Source organism: uncultured Tateyamaria sp., assembly GCF_947503385.1.
GTDB lineage: Bacteria > Pseudomonadota > Alphaproteobacteria > Rhodobacterales > Rhodobacteraceae > Tateyamaria.
Genome location: NZ_CANNDO010000001.1, coordinates 440,158 through 451,631, shown reverse-complemented (window position 1 = coordinate 451,631; position 11,474 = coordinate 440,158). Strand labels below are relative to the sequence as shown.

Below are 11,474 nucleotides of genomic sequence, written 5' to 3'. Positions count from 1 at the left end.
ATGGATTACGCGTCTGTGGACACCAACAACCAATTCGGGTCGTCCGCCCCCATGATGCGCGCAAAGGACCACGTGTCCTTTTGGCGTTTCACTTCCGTGAGGCTGCCTTCGATGATGTCGCCGCCATTGTCGCGGACGGCAGATGTCAGTTCAGCCACGAAACGGATCGTGATTTCGGCCTCGTTCGTGTCTTCGTCGAGCGTGGCGTTCACCAACTTCATCTCGCGCACGCCGATAAACTCTGCCTCGATGGTCAGGCCCTGATCTTCGCGGGCGGCCACGCCATCCACGAAACTTTCATAGATGTCCTCGGCCAGAATGGGCTGAATATCCGACAGTTCGCCGTTTTCGTACCCCATGACGATCATCTCGTAGGCACCGCGCGCACCCTGAAGGAAATCAGCCACGTGGAATGACGGCTCAAGTCGCTTCATCCCGGCCAGCGCTTCGGCGGCGTCGCTTCCTTCGTCCACGTGATCCGTGATGTCGAGGTCGGGACCGCCTTCGATCACTTCGAGATCGGGGCGCGGGCTGGGGCCGCTGTCCTGACGCGGCAACGGGGGCTGTTCAAATCCGTCACGGGTGCCAAGCACGTTTTTCAGACGCAGGATCAGAAAAACGGCAATGCCGGCAAGGACCAATAGCTGGATCAGCGGAGAGTTCATTCAAACCTCAATACGATATGCGCGTGCGGCGCGCGGGTGGCGATTGCCTGTCAGGGTCCTTATGTAGGTGAGGGGGTGGGCCAAGTCCACCGCGGCCCGCGCTGGGTCAGGCCGAAAGGATGTCGCATATGTGGCTGTTTGTTGCTTTTCTTGCTGTGCCGCTCATTGAGATCGCACTGTTTATCCAAATTGGTGGGGCAATTGGCCTCGGCTGGACCTTGCTGATTGTTGTGATCACAGCGGTGTTGGGCACCTATCTGGTGCGGCAACAGGGGCTTCAGGCGCTGCGACAGGTGCAAAATTCGTTCAATCAGTTGAAAGACCCAAGTGAGGCTTTGGCCCATGGCGCGATGATCCTGTTCTCTGGTGCCTTGCTGCTCACGCCCGGATTTTTCACCGACGCGGTGGGTTTTGCCCTGCTGGTGCCCGCCGTCCGGCTCGCAATGTTCAGATGGGCCCGGACCAAGGTGAAGGTTGCAAGTTTCAGCGTACATGGCGCAGCCAATCGTCCGCCGCACGGCCAATCCGATATCATTGACGGCGAATATTCCGAAGTTCCCGAAAATCAGAAGGACATCGGCGGCCCGTCCGGCTGGACCAAGCATTGAGGCCCACCGCCCAAGCTGTTACCACGGCGCAAATCCGATTGCTTGCAGGAGAGCGCCACAATGGCCGAAGAAGAAGAAAAAGCCGCTGAACAGCCGAAACAACCGCAGATGCGCGTGCTGGGCCAGTTTATCCGGGACATGTCGTTCGAAAATATCGTGGCCCAAAAAGGCGGCTCGCCCGACATGCAGCCCGATGTTCAGGTTCAGGTGAACCTCGACGCGAAAAAGCGCGGCGCAGACAACCAGTTCGAAGCGTCGATCAAGCTGAACGTGACATCAAAGGACAAAGAGAGCGAAACAGTCCTCTTTGTGCTCGAGATTGATTATGTCGGCGTGTTCTTCATTGATGGCGTCCCCGAAGATCAGCTGCATCCCTTCCTTCTCATCGAATGCCCGCGCATGATCTTCCCGTTCCTGCGCCGTGTGGTCAGTGACATCACGCGTGACGGTGGCTTCCCACCGATGAACCTCGAAAACATCGACTTTGTCGCGCTCTACCGCAACGAAATCGCACGCCGGAAACAGGATGGCCAAAAGCTGGACGCCTGATCCAACGTGATATTGTGTTCAAGCCCGGTGCATCGCGCCGGGCTTTTTCAGTTCCAGAGACTGTCCGCGCCCAGTTTTTCGACAAAGGCGTCGTGGGCGGCGCGTTCCTCATCCGAAATGCGTTGCCCCAAGGGGCGAGGACGGGACGGCGGGGTCCACGCGGTATCATCCGACGCGCCCGCACCACCGCCCGTCGACGTGGCAAGGGCAAAGTCCGGCTGCCGCCCACCGATCAGTTCCAGATAGACTTCAGCCAGAATTTCACTATCGAGCAGGGCGCCGTGCAGCGTCCGCGCTGAATTGTCGATGCCAAACCGACGGCACAGCGCGTCCAGTGACGCGGGCGAGCCGGGAAACCTACGCCGCGCAATTTCAAGCGTGTCGACGGCGCGGTCATACGGGATCTGCGGCAGACCCATCCATTTCAGCTCGGCATTCAGGAATTTCATGTCAAAGGCGGCGTTGTGGATCACCAGTTTCGCGTCACCGATGAAATCAAGGAAGGGTTGGCCGACCTCCTTGAATTCCGGTTTGCCGCGCAGGAAATCATCACCCAGCCCGTGCACTTCGAACGCCTCTTGGGGCATCGCGCGCTTGGGGTCGATATAGACGTGAAACTGCTTGCTGGTGGGCACATGGCCAATCAACTCGATCGCGCCGATCTCGACGATACGATCACCGCCTTCGGGGTCGAAACCGGTGGTTTCCGTGTCCAGCACAATCTCACGCATCGCCTAGTTCACCCCTGATCTGAGAGATCACAGAATGGACCTGCGCGCGGGCGTGTTCAAGCGTGTCCGTGACGATCACGTAATCGGCGTGGGCGCATTTTTCGGCGTTGGGCATCTGCTTGGCCCGGATTGCTTCGAACTGTGCGCGGGTCATAGTGCCACGCGCCATCACGCGCGCCTCTTGTTCTTCGGTGGGGATCGACACACAGACCGTCGCGTCCATGGCCGCGTCGCCGCCGGTCTCGAACAGCAGGGGGATGTCGAACACCAGAATATCCGCGTCCACCGTTTCGATAAACTCCGCACGGTCAGCGGCGACGAGCGGATGCACAATCGCCTCGATCTCTTGCAGCAGCGCGGGCCGTTTGCCAATCGCGTCCTTCAGCACGGCGCGCGATACTGCTCCGTCCACAATCGCATCCGGCAGCAGGTCACGCATCGGCTCAACCGCGGCACCGCCTTTGGCGTACAGCCGGTGTACGGCGGCATCGGCGTCCCAAACGGCACAACCCGCATCGGCAAACATCTGCGCCGTTGTGGATTTGCCCATGCCAATGGACCCGGTCAGGCCCAGCTTGAATGTCATCTCAAAGCCGCGGCGCGGGTGGCGCTGTCCACCTCCGGGCGCTTGCCGAACCAGCGTTCGAATGCGGGCACCGCCTGATGCAGCAACATCCCCAAACCGTCGACGGTGACGCATCCTGCTGCCTCGGCCTCGGCCAGCAGATGTGTGCGCAAGGGCGCATAGACCAGATCGGTCACAGTTGTCCCCGCCCGCAACCCATCCAGCGGCACGCGCATCTCTTGTTTTCCAATCATGCCCAGTGATGTCGTATTCACCACAAGATTGGAATCCTCAAGGATATTGCCCGCCTGCACCCAATCCACAACGGTGATCCGCATCCCGAAATCTTCGGCCAGCTTTTCGGCGCGGACACGGGTGCGGTTGGTCAGAAAAATCTCGGGCACGCCCGCATCGGCCAGCGATGCCACCACCGCCCGCGCCGCGCCGCCCGCGCCCAGAACCGCAGCGGGCCCAGCGGCGGGAGTCCAGTGCGGCGCGCCCGCCTTCAGGTTTTCGATAAACCCATAGCCGTCCGTGTTATCGGCATGAATCTTGCCATCCTTGCGAAAGATCAGCGTATTGGCCGCGCCGATCAACGTCGCCCGATCCGTGATCAGGTCCGCAATTTCCAACACCGCTTCCTTGTGAGGGATGGTGACATTCACGCCGACAAACCCCGCCTTTGGCAGCGTTTCCAGCACCTGCCGCAGGTCCGACAGTTCAACCTCCATCGGAACATAGTCACCGGGCAAGCCCATCGTCTTGAGCCAGTGTTTGTGAATTTGCGGTGATTTGCTGTGCCCAATCGGAGAGCCGATAACCCCAGCCAGCGGAATCCGTATCGTCATAGTCTTGCCGTGTTACCCTTTGATCACGCCCCGGAGCGTCAGAAACGCCAATATCTCCAAAAGTGGCATACCCAGCACGTGAAAGTAATCCCCCTGCACGGAATGAAACAGCCGCACACCTTCGGATTCAAGCTGGTAGGCACCCACGCTATGCTGAATGTCGGTCCAGTTCCGGTCCACATATTCCGCCAGATACGCATCGGAAAAATCGCGCATCCGCAGCCGGACCTGCCCCACATGCCGCCAGATGGGCCGACCGTCATGATAGATCACCGCCGCCGACAGCAGGCTGTGCTGCTGCCCGCGCAACGCCCGCAATTGTTCCATCGCAGCCGCCGGCGTCTCTGGTTTTGACATCAGCGACTTGTCCAGTACCAACACCTGATCACATCCGATCACCATCGCATCGGGACGTTTGTCGTGAACTTTGCGCGCCTTGGCTTCGGCCAGCACATCGGCGATATCGCGGGGGCTGGCGCCCTCTGCCTGCAACGATGCCTTGATCGCGTCTTCGTCCACGCGGGGTTTTTCAACCTCGAACGGAACACCTGCGTTGCGCAGCAATGTCGCGCGGATGGACGAGCCGGAGGCCAGAATGATGGGGACATCCATAGGGATAACCTTGTGTGCAAGCTGCGAGTGGTCTGTGGCCAGATGTCTGGGCAAAGTCGCCGCCGCGTTCAAGTGGGGGACATCCCCTCAATCTCGGTGATTTGCCAATGTTTCATCCACCCGGGGCAAGGATAAGTGCACGCGTGTGCATAACAAACGATATACATGTTTATCCACAGAACGTCCCAGAATTTTTGCGAGGACCTTCCCCGTAACAAACTGTTTTCATTACGATAATCGATTTATTAACGAAAGGTATACGCAAGCGTCGGTGTCCTGTCCCCACCGTGGAAAACCGTGGGCGAAACTGGATAATCCCCAGAAATCCGTCCCCCTACAAAATCATCATCCTTTTTCTTTTCTTTATTTTATTATTAGGTCCCCCCGGAAAGGGAGCACCAAGATGACTGACCTGCTGGCCAACCTGTATCCGTGGATCAAGGCTTTTCATATCATGTCCGTGATCGCATGGATGGCTGCCCTGTTCTATCTGCCCCGGCTTTATGTCTATCACAGTGAGCAGGTTGGATTGACCGGTGAAACACACGCTTTGTTTCAAACCATGGAACTGAAGCTGCTCAAGGTGATCATGAACCCGGCGATGATCGCCACGTGGGTCTTTGGCCTCTGCCTTGCTCTGATCCCCGGCGTGATTGATTGGGGGGCCGTGTGGCCCTGGACCAAGCTGGTGGGGATTCTGGCCATGTCCGGCTTTCACGGGTGGCTGTCCAAGCAACGCAAAGTGTTCGCCGCCGGTGGCGCGATCTTGTCGGGCCGACAATACCGGATGATGAACGAGGTGCCGACGCTTTTGATGGTGTTGATCGTCCTGTCGGTGGTCGTCAAATTCTGAAGCCGTTGACTCGTGGCCGCGCGCCCCTTATGTCCGCGGGTGCACCCGGTTCCGGGATAGCGACAGCTATGACATTCCTCAAACCCGTATCCCGCAGAGCGTTTCGCCGCGGGACGTGAGTATTCCATGACACTTGACCAAGACCCCACCCAAGAGATCGAGCAAGAACAGCCGCAAGAGCAGGAACAGCTTGCCCTGTCTGACCTCAAGGCCCAAAGCCCCAAAGACCTTCTGGCCATGGCCGAAGAGCTTGAGATCGAAAACGCCTCGACCATGCGCAAGGGCGAGATGATGTTCCAGATCCTGCGCGAGCGTGCCGACGAAGGCTGGGAAGTCTTTGGCGACGGTGTGCTCGAAGTGTTGCAGGACGGCTTTGGATTTCTGCGCTCGCCCGAGGCGAACTATCTGCCGGGTCCCGATGATATCTATGTCTCGCCCGAGATGATCCGCCAGTTTTCCCTGCGCACCGGCGACACAATCGAAGGGCGCATCAAAGCCCCCGATGACGCCGAGCGTTACTTTGCCCTGACGGCGGCCACCCGCATCAACTTTGAAGAGCCGGAAAAGGCGCGCCATAAGATTGCGTTCGATAACCTCACACCGCTTTACCCGGATGAACGTCTGACGATGGAAACCGATGATCCCGCAACCAAGGATCGATCGGCCCGGATCATCGACCTCGTGTCGCCCATCGGGAAAGGCCAGCGGTCGCTGATCGTCGCCCCACCGCGGACGGGTAAGACCGTTCTCTTGCAGAACATCGCGTCGAGCATCGAAAAGAACCATCCCGAATGCTATCTGATTGTCCTGCTGATCGATGAACGTCCCGAAGAGGTGACGGACATGCAGCGTTCCGTCAAAGGCGAGGTGGTCAGTTCAACCTTTGACGAACCCGCGACCCGCCACGTGGCCGTGTCCGAAATGGTCATCGAAAAAGCCAAGCGTTTGGTGGAACATAAACGAGATGTTGTGATTCTGCTCGACTCTATCACAAGACTTGGTAGGGCTTTCAATACCGTGGTCCCATCTTCGGGCAAGGTTCTCACCGGTGGTGTCGATGCAAACGCCCTGCAACGGCCCAAACGGTTCTTTGGTGCGGCCCGGAATATCGAAGAGGGTGGATCGCTCACCATCATCGCGACCGCGCTGATCGACACGGGCAGCCGGATGGACGAGGTGATCTTTGAAGAATTCAAAGGCACGGGCAACTCCGAGATTGTGCTGGATCGCAAGATCGCGGACAAACGCGTGTTCCCGGCCATCGACATTCTCAAATCCGGCACCCGGAAAGAAGACCTGCTGGTCGACAAGAATGACCTCGCCAAGACCTTTGTGCTGCGTCGTATCCTGAACCCGATGGGGACAACCGACGCCATCGAGTTCCTGATTTCCAAGCTCAAGCAGACCAAGACCAACGGCGAATTCTTCGACTCGATGAACACCTGACACCGGTTATGACGGGGCGGGGGTTGCCGCATGGATACGATCTTTGCCCTCGCCACAGCTCAGGGGCGCGCCGGTGTTGCGGTGATCCGCATTTCTGGCCCGTCCGCCTTTGATGTCACCCATCAGCTTGTCGGCGACATTCCCCCGCCACGGTTGGCCAGCCTGCGCAAGGTCCGCGATGCGGACGGCACCGTCATGGACGAAGCGCTGGTGCTGGCCTTTTCCGGTCCTGCGAGTTTTACCGGGGAAGACGTGGTTGAACTGCATTTGCACGGTAGCCCAGCCATCAACCGTGCCGTCCTGCACCGGCTGAGCGCGTTAGACGCCCGACTGGCCGAACCGGGCGAGTTCACGCGCCGCGCGCTTGAGAACGACAAAATGGATTTGCTTCAGGTCGAGGCGCTGGGGGACCTGATCTCTGCCGAGACCGAAGCGCAGCGACGACAAGCGATGCGTGGTTATGATGGCGCGTTCACCGCACGCATTGACGGGTGGCGCATGGATTTGATCCGCGCTGCGGCCTTGATCGAGGCGACAATTGACTTTGCAGATGAGGACGTGCCGGTCGACGTATCGCCAGAAGTGAGCCAGTTGTTGCAGGGCGTCCAGCAGGGCATTCAGGCCGATCTGTCTGGCTTTGCAGCGGCAGAGCGTGTGCGCATCGGGTTCGAAGTGGCCATCGTCGGCCCTCCGAACGCGGGCAAATCCACACTTTTGAATGCATTGGCGCGGCGTGACGCCGCCATCACCTCTCAACATGCCGGTACAACACGCGATGTGATCGAGGTTCAGATGGATCTTGGCGGTGTCGCCGTAACATTGCTGGACACCGCTGGATTGCGCGATACCGATGATGAGGTAGAGGCCGAGGGGGTTGCCCGCGCAATGTCCCGTGCGCAGGCAGCGGATATCCGTGTGTTTCTGGCAGAGCAGTCCGAACCTTTGCCTTTGTCGCCTTTGCCTGACGACATCGTCTTGGCCCCCAAGGCCGATTTGCGGACGGACGGGGCGCCATCCATTTCTGGAACAACGGGTGAGGGTGTTCAGAATCTCGTTGAACGGCTGTCAGCCACATTGTCCGATCGCGCATCGGGCGCGGGCCTCGCCACGCAGGAACGTCACCGCGTGGCGCTGCAATCCGCTATCGAAGACCTGTCTGCGGCGATGGAGAAGGTGGAAAAAGGTCCTGACCTGTACGATATAGCAGCGGAAGATATTCGCACGGCGACTCGCGTTTTGGCGATTCTGATCGGCCGTGTGGATGTTGAGCATCTGTTGGACGAAGTGTTTTCAAGTTTTTGCTTGGGAAAATGATGGAGTGTTTCACGTGAAACAATTCGACGTTCTTGTGATTGGCGGCGGACATGCCGGGTGCGAGGCCGCTCATGCGGCGGCACGTACGGGTGTGCGTACTGCGCTTGCCACGATGAAGGCGTCGGATCTGGGCGTTATGTCGTGCAATCCCGCCATCGGTGGATTGGGTAAGGGGCATCTCGTTCGCGAGATTGACGCGCTTGACGGAGTGATGGGCCGCGCTGCGGATGCATCGGGGATCCAGTTCCGGCTGTTGAACCGTCGTAAAGGGCCAGCAGTACAAGGCCCGCGGGCGCAAATCGACCGGGATGCCTACCAAAAAGCGATGCAAGCCGAGATTGAGGGGCAGGCAAACCTGACCCTGATCGAAGGCGAAGTCGTTGATTTCACCATGCGCGGCGAGCGTGTGACGGGCATTAAACTGAAATCTGGCATAGAGATTGCAGCGCAAGCGGTGGTGCTGACAAGCGGCACGTTCCTGCGTGGCGTGATCCATATTGGCGACAATAGCTATGCCGGTGGTCGGATGGGTGACAATGCGGCGACTCGATTGGCGGAGCGGATCGACAGCTTTGGCCTGCCACTTGGACGGCTCAAAACAGGTACGCCACCGCGCCTCGACAGTCGCACGATCCACTGGGACGGGCTGGATCAACAAGAGGCGGATGAGGATCCGTCGTTGTTTTCATTCCTGTCGGAACGTGCAGCTTTGCCCCAGATATCCTGCGGTATCACCCACACGAACAGCAAAACGCATGATATCATTCGGGATAATCTGAGCCGCTCCGCGATGTATGGCGGGCACATCGACGGCGTCGGCCCGCGCTATTGCCCGTCGATCGAAGACAAGATCGTTCGGTTTGCAGACAAGGATTCGCATCAGATATTTCTCGAACCAGAAGGGTTGCACAGCCACACTGTTTACCCAAACGGGATATCGACGTCACTTCCGGAAGACGTGCAAGAGGCCTATGTTCGCTCGATCAAAGGGCTTGAAAATGTGGAGATTCTCCAGCCGGGTTACGCCATTGAGTATGACTACGTTGACCCGCGCGCCCTGAATGCTGATTTGAGCGTGCCGCAGGTGCCGGGGCTGTATTTTGCCGGGCAAATCAACGGTACAACCGGGTATGAAGAGGCGGCGGCCCAAGGATTGGTGGCAGGCCTGAATGCCGCCCTACACGTCAAGGGCGCGGAGCCTGTCCATTTCCGTCGGGATCAAAGCTATATCGGTGTGATGATTGACGACCTGACGACGCGCGGTGTCACGGAACCCTATCGCATGTTTACGTCGCGGGCGGAGTTTCGACTGTCTTTGCGCGCGGACAACGCCGATCAGCGACTGACGGGACTGGGGTCGGAGATTGGGTGTGTGGGTGAAAAACGCGCGGTCGCGTTTGGTGCAAAGATGGATGCGCTTACCGCGGCCAAGGCGTTGTTGGAGCAAGACCTTTTTACACCCAGGCAAATTCAAGGCGCAAACATCCGCGTGAATCAGGATGGAACGAAACGGACCCTGTTTCAGTTGCTCGCATTTCCGGATGTATCCTTTGACAATCTCATCCCTTTGTCGGCCGCTCTTGAGGCTGTAGATGGTGACATCCGGGCGCAGTTGGAGCGTGATGCGTTGTATGCGAACTACGTTGATCGACAACGGCAGGATGTGGACCGGCTGCGAAAGGATGAGAAACACGCAATCCCTGCCGATTTTGATTTTGCCGCTGTGAACGGACTTTCGAACGAGCTGCGGTCCAAGCTGGAACATGTGCGGCCGCACGACCTTGCTCAGGCTGGGCGGATTGATGGGATGACACCTGCGGCGCTGGCGTTGATCCTTGGGCGTTTGCGGTACCTTGAAAAGAAACAGGCATGAGCGGTCCGCCGCGCTGGTATACGCGGGATGTTTCACGTGAAACATCCGAAGCGCTGGCCGAATACGCCGCGCTGATTGAGAAATGGACGCGCAAGATCAATCTGATCTCGCCCAGCACGATCCCGGATATCATGGATCGGCACATCTGGGACAGTGCGCAGATTTATGGCGGCCAACAGGGCATCTGGGCGGATCTGGGCAGCGGCGGAGGCTTGCCGGGCATTGTCATTGCTATTTTGCGCAAGGGCGAAGGGTCGAATGACCAGACCATTCTGATTGAAAGTGATCAGCGCAAGGCGACCTTCCTGCGGACCTGTGTGCGCAGCTTTGATCTGAATGCCGCGGTTGTGGCGGAACGGATTGAAATGGCTGACCCGGCGGGCGCGCATGTCATTTCTGCGCGGGCGTTGATCAACCTGACGGACCTTATTCTGCTGGCACACAGGCATATGGCCCCGGACGCGGCGTGTGTTTTGCTTAAGGGTGCGCGGTGGCGTGAGGAAATTGCGCAGGCAGAGCAGGCTTGGCGGTTCTCTTGTGCTGCAAAACCCAGTAAAACAAACCCCGAAGCAGCAATACTTGAAATAAGGGACATTGAACGTGTCTGACCCAACGCGCCCGCCGGGTGCCAAGATTATCTCGGTCACCAACCAAAAGGGTGGTGTGGGGAAAACGACAACGGCCATAAACCTCGCCGCAGCATTGGCCGAAGCGGGGCGCAAGGTGCTGGTTGTTGATCTGGACCCGCAAGGCAACGCGTCAACCGGCCTTGGGATCGAGATGGAGGATCGGGAGTACACAACATACGAACTTCTGCTCGAAGATATTGATCTGGACGATGTTATTCTGCCGACGCAGCAGGACGGGCTGCATATTATTCCCGCGACAGTGGACCTGAGCTCTGCCGATATTGAGTTGGTTTCAAATGAAAAGCGCAGTTTTCTGTTGCATGATGCATTGCGGCAGACGGCAATGGACCGCTTTGGGTTCGACTACGTGTTGATCGATTGCCCACCATCGCTGAACCTGCTGACCGTGAACGCGCTGATTGCGTCGCATTCCGTTCTTGTCCCGCTGCAAAGCGAGTTTTTTGCCCTCGAAGGGTTGTCGCAGTTAATGCTGACCATTCGGGAGGTGCGACAGACCGGCAATCCTGAATTACGGCTGGAAGGGGTTGTATTGACGATGTTCGATGCACGGAACAACCTGTCGCAGCTTGTGGAACAGGACGCGCGCAGCAATTTGGGGGACGTTGTCTTTGAAACGCGCATCCCGCGGAATGTGCGGGTGAGCGAGGCACCGTCTTTTGCGATGCCCGTTTTGCAATATGATACGAATTCAAAAGGTGCCGCCGCGTATCGCGCGCTGGCCCAGGAACTGATCCAGAACAATGCGGCACGTGAGGGGTAG

The 11,474-nt window shown here is 58.3% G+C and carries 13 protein-coding genes; 8 read left to right on the top strand and 5 right to left on the bottom strand.

Annotation, left to right across the window (positions count from 1 at the left end; translation table 11 throughout):
- Positions 1-5: 5 nt before the first annotated feature.
- Positions 6-665 (bottom strand): Tim44/TimA family putative adaptor protein, encoded by a 660-nt coding sequence (locus Q1A85_RS02220; RefSeq protein ID WP_299684604.1) that lies wholly within the window; start codon positions 663-665, stop codon positions 6-8.
- A gap of 128 nt (positions 666-793) precedes the next feature.
- Between Q1A85_RS02220 and Q1A85_RS02215 the strand changes: the two genes are divergently transcribed.
- Positions 794-1,273 carry an FxsA family protein gene (locus Q1A85_RS02215; RefSeq protein WP_299684602.1) on the top strand — a complete coding sequence of 160 codons (480 nt, stop codon included), beginning with the start codon at positions 794-796 and terminating at the stop codon, positions 1,271-1,273.
- Positions 1,274-1,333: 60 nt separating this feature from the next.
- The gene (gene secB / locus Q1A85_RS02210) at positions 1,334-1,822 is read left to right on the top strand and encodes a protein-export chaperone SecB (RefSeq protein WP_299684600.1); all 489 of its coding nucleotides are present in this window, start codon (positions 1,334-1,336) and stop codon (positions 1,820-1,822) included.
- Positions 1,823-1,869: 47 nt separating this feature from the next.
- On the opposite strand, the gene dnaQ is transcribed toward secB, so the two are convergent.
- The 4 genes from dnaQ to Q1A85_RS02190 are packed head-to-tail and all read right to left on the bottom strand — an operon-like array spanning position 1,870 to position 4,578.
- Positions 1,870-2,553 carry a DNA polymerase III subunit epsilon gene (dnaQ, locus tag Q1A85_RS02205; RefSeq protein ID WP_299684598.1) on the bottom strand — a complete coding sequence of 228 codons (684 nt, stop codon included), beginning with the start codon at positions 2,551-2,553 and terminating at the stop codon, positions 1,870-1,872.
- The gene (gene coaE, locus Q1A85_RS02200; RefSeq protein ID WP_299684596.1) at positions 2,546-3,139 is read right to left on the bottom strand and encodes a dephospho-CoA kinase; all 594 of its coding nucleotides are present in this window, start codon (positions 3,137-3,139) and stop codon (positions 2,546-2,548) included. Before coaE ends, dnaQ begins: the two co-directional genes overlap by 8 nt.
- Complete coding sequence (locus tag Q1A85_RS02195; RefSeq protein WP_299684594.1) at positions 3,136-3,966, bottom strand: shikimate dehydrogenase; 831 nt, start codon at positions 3,964-3,966, stop codon at positions 3,136-3,138. The genes coaE and Q1A85_RS02195 overlap by 4 nt, the downstream gene beginning before the upstream one ends.
- Before the next feature lie 12 nt (positions 3,967-3,978).
- Positions 3,979-4,578 carry a Maf family nucleotide pyrophosphatase gene (locus Q1A85_RS02190; RefSeq protein WP_299684592.1) on the bottom strand — a complete coding sequence of 200 codons (600 nt, stop codon included), beginning with the start codon at positions 4,576-4,578 and terminating at the stop codon, positions 3,979-3,981.
- A gap of 403 nt (positions 4,579-4,981) precedes the next feature.
- On the opposite strand from Q1A85_RS02190, the gene hemJ reads away from it, so the two are divergent.
- The 6 genes from hemJ (at position 4,982) to Q1A85_RS02160 (ending at position 11,474) form a co-directional block, all read left to right on the top strand.
- Positions 4,982-5,431, top strand: coding sequence for a protoporphyrinogen oxidase HemJ (gene hemJ / locus Q1A85_RS02185; protein ID WP_299684590.1), 450 nt, complete (start codon positions 4,982-4,984; stop codon positions 5,429-5,431).
- Positions 5,432-5,557: 126 nt separating this feature from the next.
- Positions 5,558-6,877, top strand: a complete 1,320-nt coding sequence (gene rho / locus Q1A85_RS02180; RefSeq protein ID WP_299684588.1) for a transcription termination factor Rho — start codon at positions 5,558-5,560, stop codon at positions 6,875-6,877.
- A 30-nt stretch (positions 6,878-6,907) separates the two neighbouring features.
- Positions 6,908-8,191, top strand: coding sequence for a tRNA uridine-5-carboxymethylaminomethyl(34) synthesis GTPase MnmE (mnmE, locus tag Q1A85_RS02175; protein ID WP_299684586.1), 1,284 nt, complete (start codon positions 6,908-6,910; stop codon positions 8,189-8,191).
- A gap of 4 nt (positions 8,192-8,195) precedes the next feature.
- Positions 8,196-10,064, top strand: a complete 1,869-nt coding sequence (gene mnmG / locus Q1A85_RS02170) for a tRNA uridine-5-carboxymethylaminomethyl(34) synthesis enzyme MnmG (RefSeq protein ID WP_299684584.1) — start codon at positions 8,196-8,198, stop codon at positions 10,062-10,064.
- Positions 10,061-10,672: a 16S rRNA (guanine(527)-N(7))-methyltransferase RsmG gene (gene rsmG, locus Q1A85_RS02165; protein ID WP_299684582.1), complete on the top strand. Its 612-nt coding sequence runs from the start codon at positions 10,061-10,063 to the stop codon at positions 10,670-10,672. The genes mnmG and rsmG overlap by 4 nt, the downstream gene beginning before the upstream one ends.
- The gene (locus Q1A85_RS02160; RefSeq protein WP_299684580.1) at positions 10,665-11,474 is read left to right on the top strand and encodes a ParA family protein; all 810 of its coding nucleotides are present in this window, start codon (positions 10,665-10,667) and stop codon (positions 11,472-11,474) included. Before rsmG ends, Q1A85_RS02160 begins: the two co-directional genes overlap by 8 nt.